This is a genomic window from Aeromicrobium endophyticum, assembly GCF_003586285.1.
GTDB classification, from domain to species: Bacteria; Actinomycetota; Actinomycetes; order Propionibacteriales; family Nocardioidaceae; genus Aeromicrobium; species Aeromicrobium endophyticum.
Window position 1 is genome coordinate 927,997 of the sequence record NZ_QUBR01000001.1, and the last position, 23,507, is coordinate 951,503.

A 23,507-nucleotide genomic window follows, 5' to 3' on the forward strand; every position below is an offset into this window, starting at 1 on the left:
TCACGTGCTCTGGTGCGGTGTGGGCTGCTGGGCGCCGAAGTAGCTCTTCTCGACGACGTCCGGGTCGTCCCTGACGGCGGCCGCTGACCCGGAGTAGGCGACACGCCCCTGTCGGAGGATCACACAACGGTCCGCGACGGCGAGGGCCGCGTGGACGTGCTGCTCCACGAGGAGGACGGCCACGCCGGTGCTGGCGACCTGCCGGAGGACGGGCAGGATGTCCTTGACCACGATGGGCGCCAGGCCGAGGGTGAGCTCGTCGATGACCAGGGCCCTCGGGCGGCGGGTGAGGGCGCAGGCCAGTGCGAGCATCTGCTGCTCCCCGCCGGACAGCAGCCCGGCCCGTCGGTCGAGCACCGGCTCGAGAGCGGGAAAGGTGGCCAGCGCCTCGGACGTCGCCGCGCGGTCACCCCTCGAGCGCAGGCGAAGGTTCTCGCGTCCGGTCAGCTGGCTGAAGAGGCCGCGGTGCTCGGGCACCATGGCCAGGCCCCGGGCGACCTGACGGCGCGGCGACCCACCGCGAACCGGTTTCCCCAAGACGTGCGCGGATCCTCCCATCGCCGGGAGGACCCCGGCGACGGTCAGCAACGTCGTGGTCTTGCCCGAGCCGTTGGGACCCAGCAGGAGCGCGACCTCACCCGCTTCCACGGTCAGGTCGAGACCGTGCACCACCTCGACCCCCCGCCACCCGGCGCGGAGGTCTCGCAGCTCGATCGCCGTCATGGTGCACCTCCGCCGAGGACGGCCGTCTCTGGAGTCGCCCCGAGGTAGGCCGCGATCACGGCGGGATCCGACCGGACCGCCTCGGGACTTCCCTCGGCGATCACCTGGCCGCGGTCCATCACGATCACGCGGTCGCACGTGCGCATGACCAGCTCGAGATCGTGCTCGATCAGGACGATGCCTGCTCCGCGGGCGGCGATGGAGCGCAGCCGGTCGGCCAGGGCGATCCGCTCGGCAGGCTCGAGTCCCGCGGCAGGCTCGTCGGCCAGCAGGACGCTGGGCCGACCCGCGAGCGCCCTCGCCAGTCCGACGATGCGCTGCTGTCCGGTCGACAGCTCGTCGGGCATGTGGTGCTGGAGCGGCCACGACCCGGAGTCGATCAGGGCCTGGTCGCCAGGATCTGAGCTCGAGGGTGCCGACTCCGTGCGCGCACGCCGCGACGACGTGACGGTCGCCGCATCGATGTTCTCGCGGACCGACAGGTCGAGGAACAACGCCGTCGACTGCCACGTGCGCGCCAGACCGGAGCGGTAACGATCTCGCGGCCCGTGGCCGCTGATCTCGCGATCGTGCAGCCGGATCCCTCCGGTGCTGCGAGCGAAGCCCGTGAGGGCGTCGACGACGCTGCTCTTGCCCGCACCGTTGGCGCCGATCAGCCCGAGCACCTCGCCGGAGCGCAGGCGGAACGACACCGAGTCGACCGCCAGGACGCCTCCGTACCTCACGGTCAGGCCGTCGACGTCGAGCAGGGGCTCACCCGCCACGCGCTCGGCCCCGTGGACGTCGCCGGTCCCGGCAGATGCCGGTCCGACCTCAACCGGGCCGATGCCGCGCAGCGCGGCGAGCCGGGCAGATACCTTCGCCAGCGCACCCGCGTTTCCTTGCGGGTACGCCACGATGACCACCAGCAGGGCCAGGCCCGACACGAAGGGGAACCACTCGCCGAGGTCCACGACTCCGTCGAGGAGCAGGAAGGCCAGCCCGCCCGGCGCGAAGGCTGCCGCCACGAGGGCCCCGGTCACCGAGGTGACGCCCCCGATGTAGGCGAACAGCAGGAAGGTGACGCCGACCATGACGCCGAAGGGCTCGGCCGAGACCTGACCGTAGCTGTAGGCCACGAGGACACCGCCGAGGCTCGCGAGAGCGGACGAGATCGCGAACGCCAGGAGCTTCGTCCGCGCCACGTCGATCCCGGCGGCGGCCGCCGCTCGCTCGTCACCCCGCACCGCGAGGAACCGCCGGCCGAGGGAACCACGACTCATCACGGCGACTCCGACGCACGCCGCGACCACGATCGTCAGCACGAGGAGGCCGAAGGGCCACCGTGCGAGGTCATCGCCTCGCCGCACCGAGAAGTCCGCACCCCACAGGCGGGGGGCGGGCAGGGCGCCCTGGCCGACCGCGTTCAGCGCCGAGTTGCGGAACACGAACGCGTCGACGGCGACGGCTGCGGCGAGGGTGACCACCGCGAGCTGCCCGTGCCGGATGCGCAGGGCCGGCACCCCGATCGCGGTGCCGATCACGGTGCCGACGATCACTCCCACCACCAGGTTGAGCGGGAAGGGGACGTCAGGCGTCACCCGAGCCACCGTGAAGGCGGCGACACCGGCCACCGCGGCCTGCGCCAGCGACACCTGACCCACCAGGCCGGTCACCACCACCACGGACAGCGTGAACAGGACGAAGATCATCGAGGTGATGACGGCGAAGCGCACCGTGCCCGACGTGAGGACGAGCAGTGCCAGGGCACCGGTCACCGCCGACGCCGCCAGGGGCCACGACAGAGGACCCCGCGGCGCCGGAGGGAGCCGGTCGGTGACGATCGCGCCACGCTCGGGCAGCGAGCGTCCCATCAGCATCAGCACGAGGACGACGACGACGAGCGGGAACGCGTCTCCGAGGCCGGTACGAGCCCAGTCGGGCCAGCTCGGCTGGGAGGTGAGGTAGACGACGACGGACTGCACCGACCCCAGGACGAGGCCCGCGACAGCGGCGACCCCGATCGACGACAGCCGTCCGACCAGGGCACACGCCAGACCCGGCACCAGCAGGGCGGGGAACGTGGTGGGCGAGAGACCCAGGCTGGGCGCGGCCAGGCTCGCCAACGTCGCGGACACCGCGCCGGCGATCGCCCATCCCAGAGCGGCGAGCAGGTTCGGCGACCATCCCGCCAGCGCCACCGACGTCTCGTCCTCGGCCGTGGCACGCAGCGCCAGGCCGACGAGGGTCCGACGCTGAGCGATGACGAGGACCGCCGCGATCGCCAGGGTCAGACCCGCCAGGACGAACCGGTCGGCCGGGACGTCGAGCCCCTGCACGCTCCACACACCGTCCGGGAGCAGCGACTCGGGCCGGCGGGTGCCGGTCCCGAACTGCAGCCCGATCAGGGCCTGCAGGGTCAGCAGCAGGCCGACCGTCGCGACGATCCTGGCCAGCTGGGGCGCACTGCGGAGGGGACGGAAGATCAGCAGGTGCGCGGCAGCGCCCAGGACGGCTGCACTGACGACGCCTGCCGCCAGCGCTGCCCACCCCGGCCACGGGCCCCCGAGCCCGACGGCCGAGGCAGGACCGACCCACGGCAGCACCAGCCGCCCGGTCGAGGCCAGCTCGTCGGCCGCGAAGGCCCCCCACATGCCCAGTCCCACCTGGGCGATGTTCACGACTCCCGTCGTGCGGAAGGTCACCACGATGCCCATGCCCAGACCGGCGTACAACGACCCGACGGCGAGCCCGAGGAGCGCGAACAGCGCGAGCTCGGTCACGAGACGGCTGCCGTCGAGCGACGCGACGCCATCATGCGCTGGGAGGAGCGGTGAACCCGTCGCCCACCGTCTCGAGCGTGCCGTCCTCGAGCACCCGGAACACGAGCAGCGAGGTGTCGCACGCTGATCCCTGCGCAGCCGGCCGGTCGGCGCAGGTGAGGGTGTTGCCGGCGAACGACGCGAAGTCCCTCAGCCCGGCGAAGGCCGTCCCCACGGTGGCCGGGCTGATCTCGCCGTCGATCGTCTCCAGCACCCTCGCCACGTCGATCACCGAGGCGTAGCCGTAGAGCGAGTACACGTCGGACCCGTCCCCCGTGACGTCGTCCTCGTACTGCTCGAGATCCTTCTGGATGTTCGCGGGCGCATCGTCGGCGGCCTCCGGCGGGTACAGGAAGCCGAGGGTGAGCAGGCCCGCGGCATCGTCGCCGAGCTCGTCGATGAACTCGGTGCACGTGCCCATCACCACGGTCCCCTGGTAGTCGAGCGTGGTGGCCGCCTTGGCGAAGGACGAGCACTGCTCCTCCGACCCGCTGAAGATCGCCGCCTCGGTCCCGTTCGCCTTCAGGGTCGACACGACCGACGTGAAGTCGACGGCGGCGGGGTCGTAGGTGATCAGGCTCGTCTTCATGCCTGCGGATCCGGCGAGCGGCACCACCACGCCGTCGTAGGCCTGCTTGACGGTCGGCACGTCGATCGCGACGAAGCCGACGTCCTCGACCTCCAGCTCGGCCAGCGCGCTGAAGGGCACGGCGAGCGCGGCGAGGGGCGAGGTCATCTGGAAGAAGGTCGGCTCGGCACCGGCCACCGGCCCCGGGAAGAGCGCGGCGAACGCCGGGATCCTGGCGCCCACGAGGACCGGGGCAGCAGCGTCGAATCCCGCGTCGAGCCCGTTCAGCACCATGACGACACCGGACTCGACGAAGCCGTTGGCACAGGCGATCGACGACGCCGGGCTCCCGTCGGTCAAGCACTTCTTCACGACGACGGGGCGGCCGTCGATGCCGCCGTCCTCGTTGACCCGCTCGACGGCACGATCGACGCCCTCGGTGTAGGTCGGGGACGACAGCGCTCCCTTGCCCTCGGTGTTGACGTATCCGATCGTGATGGGATCGCCGGTCAGTCCGGCCGACGGGTCGGAGCCGCCGTCGTCGGACGATCCGCACCCGGTGAGGAGCGCCGACCCCAGCACGACGGACAGGGCGCCGGCGACGACCAGCCTGGAGGAACGGGATCTGCTCATGGGAACTCCTGGGGTGGACGACGGGTGTGCCCCCAGGTTGGTCCACCCGTGCGGCTCGTCGTGGTGGAGAGCACACCAAATTCGACCGGCGGCCGTTGTCCTGCGCGACAAGAGCCGCCGAGCGCTCCACGAAGGTCCCCCTGCGAGCGCCGAGCGATAGCCGGACGTCGGGCTACGATGACGGTTTGGGCCACACCCACCGGTGCGATCGCGCCGCATCCGACACCCGAAGGCGGCCGATGGCAATGGCGAGATGCACCGTGGCGGAGATCGTCGACCGGGTCGGACCGACCGTCATCGGCGGCACGGCCGGCCCCTCGGACGCCGTGGTCGACGACATCCTGGTGACGGACCCGGCCTTCCCCGTGCCTCCTCGGGCAGACGCCATGATCGTGGCGCCAGGTTTCGAGTGGGGCACCCCGGCGTGCCAGGACCTCGTCGCCGCAGCAGTCGACGCCGGCGCTGCCGCCGTGGTGCTGAAGGGTCGCTCCGTCCCGGCGGCCGACCAGGCACCGGTCTCCGTCCTGGTCATCGATCCCGACGTGGACTGGTCGTTGGTCGTGCCGCTCCTGCGCACCGCGGCCACGGCGGTCGGCGCGTCCCCCGACGGCGAGGAGTCCCTGTTCGGGCTGGCCGACGCCATCGCCTCGATGTGCGGCGGTCCCGTGGTGCTGCTCGATCCGGGGTGGGGACTCATCGCGTACTCGGGAGGACAACCCCACGACGAGGTCCGCAGCCAGACGATCCTGGCGCGCAGAGCGCCGGCCGAGGCCCTGGAGGGCCTTCGCCGCACCGGGGCCGTCGAGGCGCTCCGCCGTGGCGAGATCGTCCGGCTGGCGGACGAGGAGGTGACCGGTCTCGGGCAGCGATACGCCGTGGCCGCCCGAGCCGGCACCGAGGTGCTGGCCACCATCTGGTGGCAGCCCGACGGTGTCGTCTCGGACGCCGAGGTCCGCCGAGGCCTGCGGCAGGGCGCCGACCTGGCGGCCCTGACCCTGCTGAGGCACTCGGCCGGCGACAGGCTCGCAGGTGCGTCCGGGTCCGCCGCATTCCGTGCGCTGCTCTCGGGAGCGCGGACCGAGCGACTCGTCGCCGATCAGCTCGGCGTCGACCTCGAGCAGGGATTCGTGCTGGCCGGGCTCCGCCCCACAGCCACCGAGGAGAACGAGCGCGCTGGCACAGTGCGGCGCCTCGTCAGCATGGTGCGCACGCACTGCGACGCCTACCGCGTCAGCTCGCAGGTGGCCGCCGGTCCCGATGCGGTGTACGTGCTCTTCGAGGCGCCCGACGTCGACCAGCGGCGGCGGGCCGTGCAGGTCGTCACCGACATGCACACGCGCCTGCAGAAGTCGGCCCCGCACCGCGCCATGGTGAGCTCGTCCTACCAGTCACTGACCGAGACGGCCGCCATGAGGCAGACGGTCGACGAGCTCCTGGTGCTGTCCGAGCGTCGAGGATGGACCGCGCTGACCGACGGCGACGACGTCGAGGCGAGCTGGCGGCTGGAGCAGTTCCGCGAGGTGGCCCTCGCCCACCCGTCGCTGCTGAGTGGTCCCATCGTCCGTCTGGGCGAGCACGACCGCGCCGAGGGCACGGAGTTCGTCACGACGCTACGGGCGTACTTCGAGTCCGTCGGCGACATGCGTGCCGTCGCCGCCCAGCTGGGCGTCCACGTCAACACCGTTCGCTACCGCATCAACAAGGCCCAGGACGTCGCGCGCTTCAGCCTGGACAGCGCCGATGAGCGGCTGCTGGCCGAGCTGCAGATCCGTCTGCTGTCGTAGCGCCCGGCCAGCACGGTGTCCTCACCTGGGGGGCAGGCCTGCACCGGCGAGCGCCGCGCCGAGCACGGCGACGCGGAACTCACCGACGAGCTCCGGCGACGGGATGTGCCCCGCGTCGCTCCACGTGACGAATCGGCAGTCGGGCAGGTGCGCAGCGGTCCGGGCCGCTGCCGCGTGAGGCACGAAGTGGTCCTGGAGCCCGTGGGCCCACACCACCGGCGCCGCGACGCTCGAGAGCTCGAAGCCCCAGGGCTTCCCCCACAGGGCCACGTAGTCGTCGACCATGCCCTCGACGCCTCGATCGAGCGCACTCCTGACGGCACGCTCCGACTCGGCGGCCCGAGCAATGATCTTCTCGCGGTCCGCCTCGGCGGCGTCCGGCACCACCGAGGCGAGCCCGTCACGCAGGATCGCCTCACGCACCGGCCCCAGCAGCTGCCGGAGCGCTGCCGGGTCGGTGCGGTGCTCGTGGACCTGACGGTTGACCCCGACGAGCAGCTCGACCTCGTCCGGGAGCAGCGACGGGGTCGCTCCGACGAGCACGCCGACGGCGAGGACGCGATCGGGTGCCGCTGCACCCATGGCCAGGGCGTGCGGGCCCCCTCCCGAGCCGCCGATGACCACGGCACGGTCGACCTGGCACGCATCCATGACCGCGACGACGTCGTCGGCGTCATCGACCACCGTGCGGCCGGGTCGTGGATCGCTGGCCCCGTATCCCGGTCGTTCGGGCGTGATGAGACGAAGACCCTGACGGACCAGACGTTCCTCCTCGGTCGCGCCCACGAGGCGGCCGCCCGGCGTGCCGTGCAGCTGAATCACGGGGAGACCGTCAAGGGCCCCGAACTCCGCCCAGGCCACGGTTCGCCCGTCCGGCAGCGTGCAGGTGGAGAGATGGCTCATGGTGTTCCTTCCTCGAGGGCGACAAGACGGTGATCGAGCTCGTCGATGCTGGTGGCGCCGAGCAGCTGCATGGTGCGAGTCAGCTCGGCCTGCACGATCTGGAGCATCCTCGTCACGCCGTCGTGCCCCCCGGCCATGAGACCGAACAGGTACGCCCGTCCGACGAAGGCGGCGGTGGCACCCAGGGCCACGGCCGCCGCGATGTCGGCTCCGCTGCGGACGCCTCCGTCCAGGAAGACGTCGAGGTCGGGGCCGACCGCCTCCCGGACCCCCGGGAGGAGCCGCAGGGGGACGGGCGCGCGGTCGAGCTGTCGCCCGCCGTGGTTGGAGACCACGAGCCCGTCGACGCCGATCGAGGCCAGGTCGACGGCGTCGTCCACGTCCTGGACGCCCTTCACCAGGATCTTGCCCTCCCACTCGCCGCGGATCCACTCGAGGTCCGCCAGGGTGGTCGTGGGGTCGAACATGGTGTTGATCATGCCGGCGAGATCGTCGGGCGAGCCTCCTGCGGCGGCGAAGCTGAGCGGCTCGCTGGTCAGGAAGTCCCACGTCCAGGCGGGTCGCCTGACGGCCTGGCCGGCGGTCTTCCAGCGCAAGGTCGGCGGGATCGTCATCCCGTGGCGCACGTCGCGAAGTCGAGCACCGGCCACGGGGACGTCGACGGTCAGGACCAACACATCCATGCCGGCCTCACGGGCCTTGGCGAGCGTCTCGAGGTTCTGGCCACGGTCCCGCATGACGTACAGCTGGAACCAGTTCCAGCCCGCGCCGGCTGCCGCGGCCAGGTCGGCCGCCGGGGTGGTGCCCATGGTGGAGAGCGTGTACGGCACGCCGGCGGATGCTGCCGCCGTGGCGACCCCGATCTCTCCGTCGCGGTGCATCATCCGTGTGAAGCCGGTGGGCCCGAGCACGAGCGGCATCGACGTCTCGCGACCCAGGATCCGTGTCGTCGTCGTCACGGCGCCGACGTCGCGCAGGATGCGGGGACGGAAGACGAGCTGGTCGAAAGCCTCGACCGAGGCCCTGAGCGACCGCTCGTCCTCGGCCGCGCCGTCGACGTAGTCGAACACCAGCCTCGGGGCACGCCTCTCGGCCAACCTGCGGAGGTCCTCGACCGTGGCTGCTTCCTGGAGCCTGGATCGGCTGGTGGGCAGTCCACGCCTCGGGGGGACGTAGGCGCGAAGCTCGCGGAGGCGAGGACGGCGCCTGGCAGTGGTGCTCATGCACTCCACCGTAGGAGCGGCCGCGGACCCGTCCTATGTCGTCGCGCGCCATCTTCGACGTCCCGTGGTTGTGCCGTGGCACAACCAGGGCCGTGACGACGCACGTCACCGCGTGAGCTGGACGGCCAGCCTTCTCGACGGATCTCAGTCGATGCTCGGCACCCCGAGCCCCTCGCCACCGACGTCCTCGGGAAAGACGATCGCGACTCGTGCCAGCGTGCCACCGTCGGTCGCCGGAAGGCACACACCGGACATGTACGCCGAGTCGTCCGAGGCCAGGAAGAGCGCCACGTTGGCGTTGTCGCGCAGCGTCGGCGGACGGTCCAGACGCAACGGCATCGCGGCGGCGGACGTGTCCCACTCCCCCATCTGCTCGTACGACTTGCCCAGCACCTCCGCGTCCAGCGGCAGCGGCAGGTTGGCCGACATGCCGTGCGCGGGGCACGTGGCGTTGATCCGGATGCCGAAACGTCCCAGCTCGAGCGACAGCACCTTCACCAGTCCGTTGACGCCGTGCTTCGACGCCGTGTAGCTGATGAAGTGCGGGTAGGCGGCGAAGCTCGAGGCCGAGCTCGTCACCACGATGTTGCCGCCGCCCTGCGCCTTCATGACCGGCACCGCGGCCTTGGCGGCCAGGAACACGCCGGTCAGGTTCACGGCCTGCACGGCGTTCCAGCTCTCGAGGGTCAGGTCCTCGAACGCCACCGACCCGAACCCGATCTCGCCGATGCCGGCATTGGCGTACATCACGTCCAGGCGTCCCCACGTGTCGACCGCCGCCGCCACGGCTGCCTGCATCTCGGCCTCCACCGTGACGTCGGCCTTGAGGCCGACCGCCTCTCCGCCCGCGTCGCGGACCTGCTGGGCCACGTCGCCCGCACGCGACGCGCTGAGGTCCGTCACGACGACACGCGCGCCCTCGCTGGCGAACAGCAGCGCCGACTCCCGTCCGAGACCTGAACCTGCTCCTGTGATGACGACGACCTTGTCCTGCAACCTCATGTCACTCCTTCTTCCTGTAGATCTGCTCTGGCTTCAGCGTGGACGCGTCAGACCTTCGTGGCGCCGGCGTCCACCGGCAGCGAGATCCCCGTGACGAGGCGGCCCGAGGGACCCACGAGATACAGGACCGCCTCGGAGATGTCCTGCGGCTGGGCGATGGGCGGGTCGTTGAGCAGCTGGCCGAAGCTGTTCGCGTACGAGGGGTTATCGGCGAGAAGGCGCTCGACCGTGCCGGTCATGCCGCCCATGGCGGTGTCGACGCCCCAGGGGTGCACGGCGTTGACCCGGATGTCGAAGGGCGCCAGCTCGATCGCGGCGGTCTTCATGAGACCGACGACGCCGTGCTTGGACGCCGAGTAGTGCGCCTGGGCCGGCAGCGACTTGATCCCTGCCACCGAGCTCGTGATGACGACGGCGCCGCCGCGGCCCTGCTCGATCATCGAGGGCACCGCGGCCTTCAGGGTGTTGAACACCCCGGTCAGGTTGATGTCGATCATGTCCTGCCACATGTCGTCCGGCATCTCCCACAGGCGCGACCACGACACGATGCCCGCGTTCGCCACGACGATGTCGACCGAGCCGAGCTCGGCCACGCCGTCGGCCACGGCTGCGGCGAGCGCGGCCGAGCTGCGCACGTCGGCCTGCCGGGCGACGACGCGGCGACCGAGGCCCTCGACGAGTCGCACGGTCTCGTCGAGGTCGGCCGGCGTCGCCGCGGGGTAGTCGACGGCCGAGGCCTCGGCACAGACGTCCACCGCGATGATGTCGGCGCCCTCCGCCGCCAGCATGACCGCGTGGCTGCGTCCCTGCCCCCTCGCCGCTCCGGTGATCAAGGCGACCTTGCCGTCAAGCTTTCCCATGATGCTCTCCTGTCACGTCGAGGAACGTCGTCTCGCACGACGTGCCGCTCGAGTCGCTGACTCGATGTGTCCCACACCATACCGAACACTAGTGTTCAGTATGTACCCCTGGCGAAGGGATATCGTGACCCGATGGACGACGGGACGGCGGACGCCGCGGCGCGAACCGGTCGACCTCGCGACGAAGGCATCGACGACCGCATCATCGCGGCAGCCCTCGTGGAGCTGTCGGAGCGAGGCATCCGCGACTTCAGCATCGCCCGGGTGGCGCGGGCCGCGAGCGTGGCCCGCAACTCGGTCTACCTGCGGTGGGACACTCCCGACGAGCTCATGCTGGCGGCCGTCGAGCGATCGGCCCGCTGGTCGCCGATCCCCGACTCCGGGTCGTACCGCACCGACGTGCAGCAGCTCGCAGCCGTCCTGTCCGAGCTCATCGAGGCCCCCTCACGCCACGCCCAGCTGCGCTTCCTGTCGGAGGCTCAGACCGACGAGGTCCTGGGCGCCCGCTACCGCTCCACCGTCGCCGACCTGGGCATGACGCAGGGTCGCGAGATCTTCGACCGCGCCACAAAGCGAGGCGAGCTGCGGCCGGGACTCGACGCCGACCTCCTGTTCGAGATGTTCCTCGGCGGCCTGTACATGTCGACGATCTTCAGCGGCAGCGCCTCGGCGACCACCTCCGTGGGTCGGGACGCGTACGTCGATCACTTCATCGGCATGACCGCGGCCGACGCGACGGCGTCCTGAGGGTTGGCAACGGCCACCGTCCTCACCCGAAGAGCAGCGAGGCGTCCAGGTCGGCGCCGATCGCAACGGCGGTCGCCCGCAGCGGCTCGAGGTGCTGCTCGGTCAGGCTCGCCACGTCGGAGGCCGCGACCGACGTCGAGACGTTGACGGCCGCGACGGCTCGACCCCCGCGCCTCACCGCCACGGCGACCGACCGCAGACCCGCCTCCAGCTCTTGGTCGACGACGCACCATCCCTGACGGCGCACCGTGTCGATCTCGTCGCGCAGCGCGGACGGATCTTTGATCGTCCGGTCGGTCAGCGGCGGCATCTCCACCGCCGACAGGTAGGCATCGAGGTCGCCGGGGTCGAGCGATGCCAGCAGCACCCGTCCCATCGACGTCGCGTAGGCCGGGAAACGGGTGCCCACGGTGATCCCGACGCTCATGATCCTGCGGGTCGCGGCGCGAGCGACGTAGACGATGTCGCGTCCGTCGAGGACCGCCGCCGACGTCGACTCGCCCACGACACCCGACAGCCGCTCGAGGTGCGGCTGGGCGATCGCCGGCAGCCCCAGCCCCGACAGGTACGACGTGCCGAGTCGCAGCACCTGGGGCGTCAGCGCGAATCCGCGTCCATCGGTGTGGACGTAGCCCAGCTCGACCAAGGTGTGCAGGAACCGTCTGGCCGCGGCCCGGCTCAGGGCCGTCTGGGCGGCGACCTCGCTGAGCGTCATCGAGGGATGATCGGCGTCGAAGGCGGCGATGACGCTGAGACCTCGCGCCAGCGACTGCACGAACTCGTCGCGCGGTCGCGCCTCGCCCACCACGAGGCTCAGCCTTCCAGTCGCCGCAGTCCGACGTCCATGCGGGCCTGCAGCTCGTCGACCGAGATGCCGAAGGTCTCGACGACGGTGACGCCCGTGGCACCGACGAGGAGGATCGCGTGCTCGGTGTAGACCCGGCTGACGCACGCCAGACCCGTGAGCGGGTAGGTGCACGTCGGGACGATCTTCGAGCCTCCGTCCTTGGCGAACAGGCTCATCATGACGAAGACGTCCTTGGCGCCGATCGCGAGGTCCATCGCGCCACCGACCGCGGGGATCGCGTCCTCCGCGCCGGTGTGCCAGTTGGCGAGGTCGCCGTGCTCGGACACCTGGAAGGCGCCGAGCACGCAGACGTCGAGGTGGCCGCCGCGCATCATCGCGAACGAGTCGGCGTGGTGGAAGTACGACGCGCCCGGCAGCTCGGTCACCGGCACCTTGCCGGCGTTGGTGAGGTCGGGGTCGACGTCGTCGCCGTGGGCGGCAGGACCCATGCCGAGCATGCCGTTCTCGGTGTGCAGGACGACGCCCGATCCGGCGTCCAGGTGGTCGGCGACGGTCGTGGGCTGCCCGATGCCGAGGTTGACGAACGAGCCGGCCGGGATGTCACGCGCGATGCGAGCGGCGATCTCGTCACGGCTCAGGGCCGCGCGGTCGAGGTGCTCGATCGTCTCGTGCGCGGTGACGGCGATGGTCATGAGTCCTCCTGGCCGACGCGGACGACGCGGTCGACGTAGATGCCGGGGGTGACGACGCTCTCGGGGTCGAGGCCACCCAGCTCGACCAGGCTGGACACCTGGACGATCGTGGTCGTGGCCGCGGTCGCCATGACCGGCCCGAAGTTGCGTGCCGTCTTGCGGTAGACGAGGTTGCCGGCGGGGTCCGCGGCGTGGGCGCCGATGAGCGCGACATCGCCCTTGATCGGCAGCTCGAGGACGTAGTCGCGTCCGTCGATCGTGCGCTGCTCCTTGCCCTCGGCGAGCGGCGTCCCGACGCCGGTCGGGCAGAAGAACGCACCGATGCCGGCTCCGGCGGCACGCATCCGCTCGGCCAGGTTGCCCTGCGGGACGACCTCGAGCTCGATCCTGCCCGACCGGTAGAGCTCGTCGAAGACGTAGGAGTCGCTCTGCCGCGGGAACGAGCACACCATCTTGCGCACCCGCCCGGCCGCCAGCAGCGCTGCCAGGCCCGTGTCGCCGTTGCCGGCGTTGTTCGACACGATCTCGAGGTCGCCGGCGCCCTGCTCGATCAGCGCGTCGATGAGCGCTACCGGCATGCCGGCCATCCCGAACCCGCCGATGAGGACCGTGGCACCGTCCTCGATGCCGGCCACCGCCTCGAGCGCCGTGTCGACGACCAGCGTCATCGCGTCGCCTCGACGTTCTCGAGGACGATCGCGAGCGCCTGCCCCACGCCGATGCAGATGGCGGCGACGCCCCACCTCTCACCCGACTCGCGGAGCCGGTGGGCCAGGGTGCCGACGAGCCTGGCACCGGACGCGCCGAGCGGGTGACCGATCGCGATCGCGCCGCCCTTGGCGTTGACGAGCTCGGGGTCGATCTTCCAGGCGTCGACGCAGGCCAGCGACTGGACCGCGAAGGCCTCGTTGAGCTCGACGGCACCGACGTCGGCCCACGAGATGCCGGCGCGACCCAGTGCCGCCTCAGCAGCCTCGACGGGGGCGAAGCCGAAGTCCTGGGGGTCGAGGGCGTGGACACCGCGGCCGGCGATCCGCGCGATCGGATCGGCGCCGATGCGGCCGGCAGCCTGCTCCGAGCCGATCAGCACCGCGGAGGCGCCGTCGTTGAGCGGCGAGGCGTTGCCGGCGGTGATCGTGCCGTCGGCCCGGAAGGCGGTCTTCAGCGCACCCAGCTTCTCGACGGTCGAGCCCGCACGGATGCTCTCGTCACGTGCGAGCTCGACACCGGCGACCGGCGTCACGAGCGCGTCGTAGAACCCGGAGGCCCACGCCTCGTCGGCCAGCGCGTGCGACCGTGCCGCGAACTCGTCCTGTCGCTGCCTGCTGATGCCGAACCGCTCCTGCAGCAGCTCGTTGCACTCGCCGAGCGAGATCGTCCACTCCTTCGGCATGCGCGCGTTGACCAGGCGCCATCCCAGCGTGGTGGACACCGCCGTGGTGTCGCCGGCCGGGAACCCGCGGGCCGGCTTCGGCAGCACCCACGGCGCGCGCGTCATCGACTCGACGCCACCCGCGACGACGACGTCGGCATCACCGGTCTCGATGGACCGCGACGCCATCAGCACGGCGTCGAGGCTCGACCCGCAGAGCCGGTTGACCGTCGTCGCCGGCACCGAGGTCGGCAGACCCGCCAGCAGGACGGCCATGCGACCGACGTTGCGGTTGTCCTCGCCGGCACCGTTGGCATTGCCCCACACCACGTCGGCGATCGCACCGCGGTCGAGGCCGGGCGCCTTGTCGAGCAGCCCGGTGAGGGCGGACGCCGCCAGGTCGTCGGGTCTCACGGCCGCGAGAGCACCGCCGAACCGTCCGAAGGGGGTGCGGTCCGCCGCGTAGAGATATGCGCCCGTCATGATGTCCTGTTCGCTATGCGTACATGTGTTCGTTTTCCATCCATGAGCGTACGCGCTCCCAGGGCCGTCAGCAACGAGCCCGCGGCAGCCGGAGTCGGGGCCCTCACCGGCCGCACAGTCCGGCGTGGTCGGCACGGGTGTCGTCCTGACCGGGGCCCCGCCCCATCGGCCGCACCACGTGACAGACATCGAGTCCCTCATCCGCACGCTCGAGACCGAGCGCTTCAGCGCCATCATGGCCGACGACTGGGATGCCTTCGACGCGCTGGGCCAGACCCGTGCACCGCCTCGAGGAGGAACTGCGCACGCGGCAAGGAGGTGCCCATGGCGTGCTCAGCACGGCTGCACCGAGGCGCCGAGCTGACACGCGCGAACGCACGATCCGAGCGAAGCACTGCCCAACCAGGCGGAACGGTCGGCGTCCTCTCGGGCGTCATTCGACCACGTCACCACCACACGATGCGGACCGACCGATGACCCCATCGTGGCGGAGACTTCGAGCGTCACGAACTCCGTGACGTGCGGTGCCGTGAACGCAGGGGACCATCGCGGCGGCCGTGTGCTTGCGCACCCCCTTGATGGGGATGCGAATCTCGTCGACCGACCGACCGACCGATCGATCATCGGAGCGGACTCGTCATAACTGAACGCGCACCGCAGCGTCGCTGACAATTTCCCCTGGTCATTCCGAGACCCAGCCCAACAGTTGAGGGGCACTACTCATAATCTGATGCGCGCAAACGGGAACGCCCAGGACTCGCGATGGAGGGCGCACATCCCCTTGACAGACTCGAACAGACCCGGCACGCTAAGCGAGCGCTTAGTCATTGAGCAAGCGCTCACTCACTCCGTAAAGGTGGCACGATGCCGAACGTCTCGTACGACTTTGCTGGTCTGACAGTCATCGTCACGGGCGCCGCACGCGGGGTCGGTCTCGCCATCTCTGAGCGGTTCGCGAGGGCGGGAGCGCAGACCTTCATGGTCGACTTTGATGCCGAAGCGCTTGATGCCGCAGCTGCTGCCATCGGGGCCATCCCCGTCCAGGCGGACGTGTCGTCCACCGATGACGTGGAACGAGTCGTGTCCGACGCAGTAGATCTGGCAGGACGAATAGACGTCTTGGTCAACAATGCCGGCATCTTGCGAGACAACACAGTGTGGAAGATGCCCGACGACGACTGGGAGGCCGTTCTTGCAGTACATCTCGGGGGCACCTTTCGGTTCACCCGGGCTGTGGTGCCGCACTACCGTCAGCAGCGCTCTGGGCGAATCATCAACGTCACGTCCTACACAGGTCTGCGCGGCAATGTGGGCCAGTCCAACTACTCGGCGGCCAAGGCAGGGATCATTGGCTTCACGAAGACCACGGCGAAAGAGCTGGCTCGTTTTGGAGTGACTGTCAACGCGATTTCTCCGAATGCGGAGACTCGCATGATCGCCTCGATTCCACCGGCTAGGCGTGCCGAGCTCGAGTCGGCAATACCAATGGGTCGATTTGCGGATCCAAGTGAGATGGCGGATGCAGTGGCCTTCCTCGCGTCGGACGAGGCCGCCTACATCACCGGCGTCGTCCTCCCTGTCGACGGCGGACTCTCGATCTGAACCCGCCCGGGTAACCGACATGGCCTCCACAAAGAGTCTGACTACTCTTGCACGCCACGCGCAGAATAGGTTGAGTCCGGCCGCTCTTGCGTGGTTCGTCCAGCTCGACATGCTGACTGCGGAGCAGTTCGGTGCGACCTTGGGCCTTCGACCGCCGGGACGCGAGGTGAGCCGCTGGCGCACGCGTGGACACCTGATCGGGCTTCCCGCGTCGCGGGGTCACATTTACCCCGCCTTTCAGGTGGACGAGATAAAGGTACGACTGCGTCCCGAGGTGGTCCGCTTCAATCTCGCAACGCGCGCGACACACGACCCCTGGCAACAGCTGCAGGCGTGGCATGACCACATGATGGCTGTGCCGAATACGCCCCAAGATGTTGAGAAACTTCCCGTCACCACGTCTTCTTAACGCGGAGTCCAGGATCGATCGGAAACGACAACTCGACGATCGAGTCATTTTGGTCCCGAACGCAGGTCGAACTCCTCATAGGGATCCAAGGAATCTGAACCTTGTGGAGCCCGGGACACACCACAGTCTCCGGGCGTCCCGAGGCAGTTCTGACCGCCTCCAGCCCGTGTCGCGCCTGGGCGCCGACGAGTGGGGTTTCACGCCGCGCGTCCTGACGGTGGACCGTCCGATCCACCCTCGGGACATCGCGCAGCAGGACCACGGGGCTGCCGGGCGCAGCCCCGGTCGACTAGAGTTCGCGCGGTGAGCCCCGACCCTAGCGGCGAGACAACACCTCGTGTCTCGCCGGTCGAAGAAGGTCGGCGCGCCGCCATCAGGCTCGCGCGCGAGCAGTTCATGGCGTCCCGCCGCATCGAGATGGGTCAGCTCGCGCACGAGCTCGGCGTGAGCCGGATGACGCTGAACAGGTGGGTGGGCAGTCGCGACCTGCTGCTCGGCGAGGTCAGTTGGTCGCTCGGTCGGGCGACGCTCGACGGCTGTCGCCGCCGTGCGACCGGCGCCGGCGCTGACGCCGTCGCCTCCACCATGGAGGCGTTCATCGCGGCGGTGCTCGATGCACCGTTCATGCGTCACTTTCTGAAGCAGGAAAGCGAGATCGCCTTGCGGATCCTGACGACGCGGGCGAGCAGCCACCAACGCAGCTTCATCGAGTACGTCACCACGATGTTGCGTGAGGACGCGCCTGCCAATGGCAACATGCCGGTGGAGGATCTCGCCTACCTCATCGTGCGCATCGCCGAGTCGTTCTGCTACGTGGACCTCATCACCGGCGACCAGCCGGACTCCAGCAAGGTCGGCAAGGCAATCGCAGCTCTCCTGCGCTGACAGGCATTTTCTGACGCGACACCGCGTCAGGTGCGGGCGGCCAGGCGCGCTCGATCACGCGCGAAGCCAACGATGCTGGCCACGGCTGCCCGCGTGCTGGGCCCGACCCAGTGACGGAAGATCAGCTCCGCGCCGTGAATCAGCCCAAGATTGACGTGAGACGCGACGGGGACGCCCGCACGGGCGAGCCGACGGGCGAACGCGATGCCCTCGTCACGCAACGGATCCAACTCGTTGACCGAGATGACGAACGGAGGCAGTCCACGCAGCTCCTCCTCCGACGCGTGATAGGGCCACGCGATCGGATCATCGGCGTACTCGCCGGTGGGGTCGTAGGCGCGGACCAGCAGACCCATCTGCTCGCACAAGACGAAGTAGCCATCGTTCTCGATCATCGACGGCAGCTCCGCGAGCTTGCGTTCACGGGCCCAGACGTACCCTCCGCTGATGTAGGGGACGCTCGCGTACACGCCGTCAATCGCCTCTATCCCCCTGCGCTTGGCAAGCAACGCCGTGGCGATGGCGAGGTTGCCACCTCCCGACTCGCCCTGGAGGACGACCGTCGAGAGCCCGAGCGCCTCGCGCTGCTCGTGCACCCAGGTGACCGCCTTGAGACAGTCCTCGACCCCAGTCGGGAACGGGTGGTGCTCCTCGCCTCGAGACGCGTTGCGGAAGTCGACCATGACGGCAACCGCACCGGCCTGGGCGATGTCCATGCACCATCGACGGTGCACCGGGTTGTCCGCCGACAGGATCGCCATCCCGCCGCCATGCAGGTAGACGACGCCCGGAAGGGGACCCGTCACGCCGCTGGGACGGATGACGTGCAACGTGATGATGTCGCCGTCGACTCCCTCGACTGTCGCGACACTGGTCTCGACGTCGTCAGAGTCCCCCGGTAGCGAGACATCGATGCTGTCGTAGAGACCTTGGAAGCCTTCGTCAGCCTCGCGCACCGCCGCGAGCACCGTGTCGAGGTCGTCAGACGCGCGCACGGGCGAGGGGACCCCTTGGCCGTCGAGCCCGAACGACACGAGCGCCTTCAGCAGGTCTGGCGAGGTCCGCTTGTCGGTAGCTAGCGACCGGGTGTCATCGCCGAGCCGTCCCGGTCGATCGGTCGTCTGCTGCGGAGGGCTTACAGTCATGTCACACCTCGTGTTCTAGATCACATTAAGTTCAGCGCATGGCTGGGGATTACGTACTGCAGTAGGTAACATCTGCGGCGGTTGCGGTCACATCTTCCGAATCCGCAACCCTGCGTCGATAGGGAGCGCCACGCCCGTGACGTGCCGCGACGCCTCCGAGGCGAGGAAGAGGACTGCCTCGCTGACGTCGGAGGGGTCCACCCACGGGATCGGCATGACGTGGAACGCGTGGTACGCCGAGCCGGGAGTCGCCGCGTCGTCTCTGGTCGGGTTATCGAGGTGCGGCATGAACAAGCGCCGCACGTGCTCGTTGTCCAGCATCGGCGTGTCAACGTTGGTGGGATTGACCGAGTTGACCCGGATCAGCTCAGGCCCGAGCTCGAGTGCGAGCGTCGCCATCAACGCATTGACCCCGGCCTTCGACGCCCCGTAATGGGCCATGTTGGCGACAGGCGCGAAGGTGACGCACGACGACGCGAGGATGACGGATCCTCCTCGACCACCTCGCCGGACGTGGGGGATCGCCGCCTTCGCGGTGTGCCAAACCCCCTTCAGATTGACGTCGATCATCTCCTGAAACGTCAGGTCGTCGAGGTCGAGGGTCGCGCCCGTCGTGCAGATCGCCGCGTTCGCGACCACGACGTCCAGCCGCCCCAGCTCGTCGACCCCTTCGTCGACGACCTCGCTCATCCTCGCCAGGTCGCGGACGTCCGCCTGACGGAGGATGGCGCGACGACCGAGCTTCTCGACGAGTCGAGCCGTCTCATCGAGCTCGTCGGCCGTTGCCATCGGATAGGGCGCCGACTCCACGTCCTGGCACACGTCGATCCCGATGATGTCCGCGCCCGCCTCGGCGAGCGTGAGGGCGTGACTTCTTCCCTGCCCTCGCGCCACGCCGGTGATGAAGGCGACCTTGCCGTCGAGAGTACCCATCGATGTTCCGTCCTGTCGGAGTGTAGGGAGGTGACTACAGAAGGATGGTGTTGAGCCGTGTGGTGGTGTGGCTGCGGAACGCGTTGTTACTGTGACCGGCCACACATTAGTGACTGAGCGCTCACTCTACGAACGAGACCTCAGTCTGTCAATGCACCGGATTCACCGAGTCCCGAAAAGTTCCAGCACAGCCCCGTCGGGGTCCTCGAAGCAGAAGCAGCACTTGTCCTCGTCAAAGCCGTCGGACGCGAAGGTCACGAGCGGAGTGAGTATCTTGACCCCTCGCTCCTGGAGCTTCGCGTACGCGCTCTCGACGCCTTCCGTCGCGAGACACAGCCGGTTCAGACCGACCTTCATCGCGTTCGGGTACACCTCACCCCACGTCGGCGGGTTCACCGCCTCGATCAGGTCCAGGAGCGTCTCGTTCGGACCCTCGCCCCACCCCAGGAGCGCGTACCGGATCTTGATCTCGTCGGGGTGCACCCCGAACGCCTCCGACCCAAACGAGACGGCGCGGATGTTCGGGCCCTCGTCGTCGTACGGCCCCATCCGCAATGTCGCGCCGAGCACCTCCGTGTACCACTTGATTGACGCGTCCATGTTTCGCACGTTGATGTTCGCGTGGAAAATCCCTGTGATTCCAAGGTCCGACATGACGTTCTCCTCCGTCTCTCAGCACATCTCTTGACTGACTGAGCGCTCAGTCTATGTTACGCTTGTCACAATGTCACATCCACGACGAACAGACAGGAGCTCGGAATGGGAGCTTTGAACGGGAAGGTCGCACTCGTCACAGGAGTCGCGCGCGGACAAGGTCACAGCCATGCGCTTCACCTGGCGAAGGAGGGCGCGGACATCATCGGCATCGATCGACTCACCGACGAGCCGACCATCCACTACCCGCTGGCGACCGCCGATGACCTGAACGAGACGCGTGCTCTGATCCAGAAGCTCGGTCGCACCGCGATCCTCTCCTAGGCCGACACCGGCTTGGGGGCATCGGTCGGGATCGGGAAAACGGTGCCCTTGAAGGCCTCGTCCAGAGCCTGCTTGCCGTCGAATCCCGCCGCGAAGGTCGTCCCTCCGTCACCACCTGCCTGGTCGTCGGCCGTGGTGCTTCCGCAAGCCGCCAGCACGGAGGTCAGTGAACCCACGATCGCGATGACGAGGGCGACACGGATTCGGCCTCCCACCCTCCTCCGGCGCCCGACCCTGTGGTCCGTTGCACAGCTCTTCTGCATGAGTGCCCTTTCTGTCTCGCGTCCTGTCTGCATCCGGACGCGCGCTCATGTGACGGCCACCACATGATGACCGAGCGCTCACTTAGGAGTGAGCGCTCAGTCTGTCAATGAAAAGATGAACACGCACTCGGCGGATGCTCGTCGTCCGTCTGTTGAAGGGCCCCAGGCGTGCACCAGTGGTGCCGTGCCATCAGCCGGCCACCGTCTCGGGCGAGACGGTGGCCTACCGGGGCGTGCCGTCGGCTGTCGTCCTCGCCCTCGGCCGCGAGACCTACTGCGCGGGCGATCGCCTCACACGCGTGCCGAGATCCCTGACGACGTCGCGATCGATCGCCGTCTTCTGGATCTTTCCGGTCGCTCCCTTAGGCAGTGTCGGGACGACCTGGATGAGCCGAGGCACCTTGTAGGCAGCGATCCGCTCGTCGAGCCAGGCTCGGAGCTCTGCCGGCGACGCCGACGAGGACGAACGGAAGGAGACCACGGCCGCGACCTCCTCCCCGAGTCGGTCATCGGGCACGCCCACCACGGCCGCCTCGAGCACGGCGGGATGCTCGTAAAGCGCGTCCTCGACCTCACGCGGATAGACGTTGTAGCCGCCGCGGATGATGAGCTCCTTCTTGCGACCCACGATCCAGAGATAACCGTCCTCGTCCATGCGGCCGAGGTCGCCTGTCAGGAGGCGACCGCCCGCCAACGCCTCCGCCGTCGCCTCGGGACGCCTCCAGTAGCCGGGCGTGACGTTCGCACCCGCGATCGTGACCTCGCCGACGGTCCCGACCGGCACCGGGTCGCCGTGGTCGTCAACGACGCTGATCTCCACGCCGCTCACCGCCTGGCCGACGCTTCCTTCGCGCGACTCCCGTCCGGAGTGCTCGCACGCCCCGATCGCCGTGGTCTCGCTCAGCGCGTAGCCGCTCTGGACGGTCGCACCGAACTCTGACGCGAAGGCCCGGTTGACCTCCGTCGGCAGGGTCGCCCCTCCCGACGAGGCCACTCGGAGGGACGTGATGCTCGGCGCCGGGTCCAGGTGGCGCGCGGACTCGAGCATCTCGATCCACATCGTCGGGACCCCGCTCAGCACGGTCAGCTCGTCCACCTCGACCATGCGCAGCATCGTGTCCGCTGCGAAACGCTGCAGCAGGGACACGCTCGCGCCGACGTCGAGTGCTGCGCCGAGCACCGCGACCTGCCCGTAGACGTGGAACAGGGGAAGCGCCGTGCCGAGCCTGTCGTCCGCGGAGAGCTCGAAGACGTGCCGGACGGCCGACGTCGAGGCGAAGATGTTGCCGAAGGTGATGATGGCACCCTTGGGCACCCCGGTCGTCCCCGAGGTGTAGAGCAGGGCAGCCGTGTCCTCCACCGGCCGCGCCTCGACATCGGCCACGTCGTCGCGGGCGCCCGGCGCGATCTCACGAAGCTCGACGAACGGCACGGTCAACGTCGCTGCAACCTCGCAAGTCGACGTCGCGTCGTCGTGCCACGCGATCACCATGCAGACGTCAGCGTCGCGGGCGAAGTGCTCGAGCTCGCGTGTCGTGCAGAGCGGGTTGACGGGGACGACGACCGCACCCGCGGCCAGGATGCCCAGATAGGCCTGGACGAACGCGACGCCTGTGGGTGCCACGAGAAGGACCCGGTCTCCAGCAGTCACGCCGGCAGCTCGGAGGTCGCGGACGTGACGCGACGCGGCGCGCACGACATCGCTGTAGGTCCACTCGTCCCTACCTTGCCGGACCGCTACCGCATCGGGGTGCGCGCCAGCGTGCCCCCACGTGCGCCTCACGAGGTCGACGTACTCTCGCTGGTCCACCGACATCGTGAATCATCCTCTACCTAGACAACGTTGCGTGACGGAGCTCGAGCGCCCTATCGACTCAGCAGTAGTCCGCCCTCGACGGGGATCGTGCTGCCGACGATGTAGTCCCCCGCACGTGACGCGAGGTAGATCGCGGCCGCGGCCATGTCCTCGGGCTCGCCGACCCGCCCGGCGGGAACCGAGCCGACGAGCTGGTCCGCCTCCTTGTTCATCTGCGTAGGGAACGGCCCTGGGGCGATGCCGGACACGACGATCCCGTCCGCGGCCAGCCGCAGCGCCATGCGTTTGGTCAGGTGCACCACAGCCGCCTTGCTGGCGTGGTAAGAGTACGTCTCCCACTCGTTCATCGTCAGGCCATCGACCGAGGAGATGTTGATGACCTTCGCCGGCCGGTCGGCCGTGGCGGCGGCGAGGTCGCTCTTGAGGGCCTGGGTCAGGAAGAAGAGGCTCTTGACGTTGACGTCCATGACCTTGTCCCACCCGGACTCGGGGAACTCGTCGAACGGCGCCCCCCACGTCGCGCCCGCGTTGTTGACAAGGACGTCCAAGGCCGGCTCGTGCTCGCGGTACTGCGCGACGAGCTCGTTGATCCCGTCCAGGGTGGAGACGTCGGCGGGCAGCGAGACACACGTGCCGAGCCGCGACAGCTCAGTCGCGGTCTGGTCACAGGCCTCCGCCTTGCGCGACGAGATGTAGACGCGTGCACCCTGCGCGAGGAATCCCTCGGCGATCATCCGACCGATCCCCCGCGACCCGCCCGTAACCAGGGCGGAGCGTCCTTCGAGCGAGAACAGGTGCGAGGTGTCCATGATGATCCTTCGTGAGCGCGATGTGACGTGATGACCGGGTGAGCCGCTCAAGGCGCCTCACCCGTCGA

22 protein-coding genes are annotated in these 23,507 nt (G+C 69.3%); 5 read left to right on the forward strand and 17 right to left on the reverse strand.

Features of this window, described 5'->3' with window-relative positions:
• Genes DX116_RS04630 through DX116_RS04640 form a run of 3 tightly spaced genes read right to left on the reverse strand, consistent with a single transcriptional unit; the run spans position 1 to position 4,725 of the window.
• Positions 1–723 carry an ABC transporter ATP-binding protein gene (locus DX116_RS04630; RefSeq protein ID WP_119702999.1) on the reverse strand — a complete coding sequence of 241 codons (723 nt, stop codon included), beginning with the start codon at positions 721–723 and terminating at the stop codon, positions 1–3.
• Positions 720–3,485, reverse strand: coding sequence for an ABC transporter permease subunit (locus tag DX116_RS04635; protein ID WP_119703000.1), 2,766 nt, complete (start codon positions 3,483–3,485; stop codon positions 720–722). The genes DX116_RS04630 and DX116_RS04635 overlap by 4 nt, the downstream gene beginning before the upstream one ends.
• 31 nt (positions 3,486–3,516) lie before the next feature.
• Positions 3,517–4,725, reverse strand: a complete 1,209-nt coding sequence (locus tag DX116_RS04640) for an ABC transporter substrate-binding protein (protein ID WP_158591892.1) — start codon at positions 4,723–4,725, stop codon at positions 3,517–3,519.
• 260 nt (positions 4,726–4,985) lie between these two features.
• Here DX116_RS04640 and DX116_RS04645 point away from each other — a divergent pair, with 260 nt between their 5' ends.
• A complete protein-coding gene (locus DX116_RS04645; RefSeq protein WP_147393577.1) occupies positions 4,986–6,509 on the forward strand; it encodes a PucR family transcriptional regulator in 1,524 nt (507 codons plus the stop codon).
• A gap of 21 nt (positions 6,510–6,530) precedes the next feature.
• Here the strand turns inward: DX116_RS04645 and DX116_RS04650 are convergent, their stop codons facing one another.
• The 4 genes from DX116_RS04650 to DX116_RS04665 all read right to left on the reverse strand — a co-directional run bounded on the left by DX116_RS04650 (position 6,531) and on the right by DX116_RS04665 (position 10,497).
• A complete protein-coding gene (locus tag DX116_RS04650; RefSeq protein WP_158591893.1) occupies positions 6,531–7,331 on the reverse strand; it encodes an alpha/beta fold hydrolase in 801 nt (266 codons plus the stop codon).
• Between the two features lie 77 nt (positions 7,332–7,408).
• The gene (locus DX116_RS04655) at positions 7,409–8,635 is read right to left on the reverse strand and encodes an alpha-hydroxy acid oxidase (protein ID WP_119703004.1); all 1,227 of its coding nucleotides are present in this window, start codon (positions 8,633–8,635) and stop codon (positions 7,409–7,411) included.
• A gap of 144 nt (positions 8,636–8,779) precedes the next feature.
• Complete coding sequence (locus DX116_RS04660) at positions 8,780–9,637, reverse strand: SDR family NAD(P)-dependent oxidoreductase (protein ID WP_119703005.1); 858 nt, start codon at positions 9,635–9,637, stop codon at positions 8,780–8,782.
• Between the two features lie 47 nt (positions 9,638–9,684).
• Positions 9,685–10,497, reverse strand: a complete 813-nt coding sequence (locus DX116_RS04665) for a mycofactocin-coupled SDR family oxidoreductase (RefSeq protein WP_119703006.1) — start codon at positions 10,495–10,497, stop codon at positions 9,685–9,687.
• Positions 10,498–10,629: 132 nt separating this feature from the next.
• On the opposite strand from DX116_RS04665, the gene DX116_RS04670 reads away from it, so the two are divergent.
• Positions 10,630–11,244 carry a TetR-like C-terminal domain-containing protein gene (locus DX116_RS04670; protein WP_119703007.1) on the forward strand — a complete coding sequence of 205 codons (615 nt, stop codon included), beginning with the start codon at positions 10,630–10,632 and terminating at the stop codon, positions 11,242–11,244.
• 22 nt (positions 11,245–11,266) lie between these two features.
• Here the strand turns inward: DX116_RS04670 and DX116_RS04675 are convergent, their stop codons facing one another.
• Genes DX116_RS04675 through DX116_RS04690 form a run of 4 tightly spaced genes read right to left on the reverse strand, consistent with a single transcriptional unit; the run spans position 11,267 to position 14,599 of the window.
• Positions 11,267–12,052 (reverse strand): IclR family transcriptional regulator domain-containing protein, encoded by a 786-nt coding sequence (locus tag DX116_RS04675; protein ID WP_119703008.1) that lies wholly within the window; start codon positions 12,050–12,052, stop codon positions 11,267–11,269.
• 5 nt (positions 12,053–12,057) lie between these two features.
• Positions 12,058–12,744, reverse strand: coding sequence for a 3-oxoacid CoA-transferase subunit B (locus tag DX116_RS04680; protein WP_119703009.1), 687 nt, complete (start codon positions 12,742–12,744; stop codon positions 12,058–12,060).
• The gene (locus tag DX116_RS04685; protein ID WP_119703010.1) at positions 12,741–13,412 is read right to left on the reverse strand and encodes a 3-oxoacid CoA-transferase subunit A; all 672 of its coding nucleotides are present in this window, start codon (positions 13,410–13,412) and stop codon (positions 12,741–12,743) included. The genes DX116_RS04680 and DX116_RS04685 overlap by 4 nt, the downstream gene beginning before the upstream one ends.
• Positions 13,409–14,599, reverse strand: a complete 1,191-nt coding sequence (locus DX116_RS04690; protein WP_119703011.1) for a thiolase family protein — start codon at positions 14,597–14,599, stop codon at positions 13,409–13,411. Before DX116_RS04690 ends, DX116_RS04685 begins: the two co-directional genes overlap by 4 nt.
• Positions 14,600–15,463: 864 nt before the next feature.
• Here DX116_RS04690 and fabG point away from each other — a divergent pair.
• Together fabG and DX116_RS04700 are read left to right on the forward strand one after the other, a co-directional pair.
• Positions 15,464–16,201, forward strand: coding sequence for a 3-oxoacyl-ACP reductase FabG (fabG, locus tag DX116_RS04695; RefSeq protein ID WP_119703012.1), 738 nt, complete (start codon positions 15,464–15,466; stop codon positions 16,199–16,201).
• A gap of 712 nt (positions 16,202–16,913) precedes the next feature.
• Positions 16,914–17,495: a QsdR family transcriptional regulator gene (locus DX116_RS04700; RefSeq protein WP_199715929.1), complete on the forward strand. Its 582-nt coding sequence runs from the start codon at positions 16,914–16,916 to the stop codon at positions 17,493–17,495.
• A gap of 26 nt (positions 17,496–17,521) precedes the next feature.
• Here the strand turns inward: DX116_RS04700 and DX116_RS04705 are convergent, their stop codons facing one another.
• From DX116_RS04705 to DX116_RS04715, 3 genes are all read right to left on the reverse strand, one after another.
• Positions 17,522–18,529, reverse strand: coding sequence for an alpha/beta hydrolase fold domain-containing protein (locus DX116_RS04705; protein ID WP_158591894.1), 1,008 nt, complete (start codon positions 18,527–18,529; stop codon positions 17,522–17,524).
• Between the two features lie 198 nt (positions 18,530–18,727).
• Positions 18,728–19,678: a mycofactocin-coupled SDR family oxidoreductase gene (locus DX116_RS04710; protein ID WP_233556566.1), complete on the reverse strand. Its 951-nt coding sequence runs from the start codon at positions 19,676–19,678 to the stop codon at positions 18,728–18,730.
• A 57-nt stretch (positions 19,679–19,735) separates the two neighbouring features.
• The gene (locus DX116_RS04715; RefSeq protein WP_119703015.1) at positions 19,736–20,227 is read right to left on the reverse strand and encodes a VOC family protein; all 492 of its coding nucleotides are present in this window, start codon (positions 20,225–20,227) and stop codon (positions 19,736–19,738) included.
• Between the two features lie 105 nt (positions 20,228–20,332).
• Between DX116_RS04715 and DX116_RS20470 the strand changes: the two genes are divergently transcribed.
• Positions 20,333–20,551, forward strand: coding sequence for a Rossmann-fold NAD(P)-binding domain-containing protein (locus tag DX116_RS20470; protein ID WP_147393578.1), 219 nt, complete (start codon positions 20,333–20,335; stop codon positions 20,549–20,551).
• Here DX116_RS20470 and DX116_RS04725 read toward each other — a convergent pair.
• From DX116_RS04725 to DX116_RS04735, 3 genes are all read right to left on the reverse strand, one after another.
• On the reverse strand, positions 20,548–20,727 hold the full coding sequence (locus DX116_RS04725; protein ID WP_147393579.1) for a hypothetical protein: 180 nt from the start codon (positions 20,725–20,727) through the stop codon (positions 20,548–20,550). The two genes, DX116_RS20470 and DX116_RS04725, sit on opposite strands and share 4 nt — an antisense overlap.
• A gap of 358 nt (positions 20,728–21,085) precedes the next feature.
• Positions 21,086–22,630, reverse strand: a complete 1,545-nt coding sequence (locus DX116_RS04730; protein WP_119703018.1) for an AMP-binding protein — start codon at positions 22,628–22,630, stop codon at positions 21,086–21,088.
• A gap of 50 nt (positions 22,631–22,680) precedes the next feature.
• Positions 22,681–23,439 (reverse strand): SDR family NAD(P)-dependent oxidoreductase, encoded by a 759-nt coding sequence (locus tag DX116_RS04735; RefSeq protein ID WP_119703019.1) that lies wholly within the window; start codon positions 23,437–23,439, stop codon positions 22,681–22,683.
• Between the last annotated feature and the right edge of the window lie 68 nt (positions 23,440–23,507).

Bases quoted from the DNA above. Each gene is read 5' to 3' on its own strand.
- DX116_RS04735 (WP_119703019.1), bottom strand. From the start codon at position 23,439: ATGGACACCTCGCACCTGTTCTCGCTCGAAGGACGCTCCGCCCTGGTT.
- DX116_RS04730 (WP_119703018.1), bottom strand. From the start codon at position 22,630: ATGTCGGTGGACCAGCGAGAGTACGTCGACCTCGTGAGGCGCACGTGG.
- fabG (WP_119703012.1), top strand. From the start codon at position 15,464: ATGCCGAACGTCTCGTACGACTTTGCTGGTCTGACAGTCATCGTCACG.
- DX116_RS20470 (WP_147393578.1), top strand. From the start codon at position 20,333: ATGGGAGCTTTGAACGGGAAGGTCGCACTCGTCACAGGAGTCGCGCGC.
- DX116_RS04670 (WP_119703007.1), top strand. From the start codon at position 10,630: ATGGACGACGGGACGGCGGACGCCGCGGCGCGAACCGGTCGACCTCGC.
- DX116_RS04690 (WP_119703011.1), bottom strand. From the start codon at position 14,599: ATGACGGGCGCATATCTCTACGCGGCGGACCGCACCCCCTTCGGACGG.
- DX116_RS04655 (WP_119703004.1), bottom strand. From the start codon at position 8,635: ATGAGCACCACTGCCAGGCGCCGTCCTCGCCTCCGCGAGCTTCGCGCC.
- DX116_RS04660 (WP_119703005.1), bottom strand. From the start codon at position 9,637: ATGAGGTTGCAGGACAAGGTCGTCGTCATCACAGGAGCAGGTTCAGGT.
- DX116_RS04630 (WP_119702999.1), bottom strand. From the start codon at position 723: ATGACGGCGATCGAGCTGCGAGACCTCCGCGCCGGGTGGCGGGGGGTC.
- DX116_RS04640 (WP_158591892.1), bottom strand. From the start codon at position 4,725: ATGAGCAGATCCCGTTCCTCCAGGCTGGTCGTCGCCGGCGCCCTGTCC.
- DX116_RS04685 (WP_119703010.1), bottom strand. From the start codon at position 13,412: ATGACGCTGGTCGTCGACACGGCGCTCGAGGCGGTGGCCGGCATCGAG.
- DX116_RS04715 (WP_119703015.1), bottom strand. From the start codon at position 20,227: ATGTCGGACCTTGGAATCACAGGGATTTTCCACGCGAACATCAACGTG.
- DX116_RS04665 (WP_119703006.1), bottom strand. From the start codon at position 10,497: ATGGGAAAGCTTGACGGCAAGGTCGCCTTGATCACCGGAGCGGCGAGG.
- DX116_RS04680 (WP_119703009.1), bottom strand. From the start codon at position 12,744: ATGACCATCGCCGTCACCGCGCACGAGACGATCGAGCACCTCGACCGC.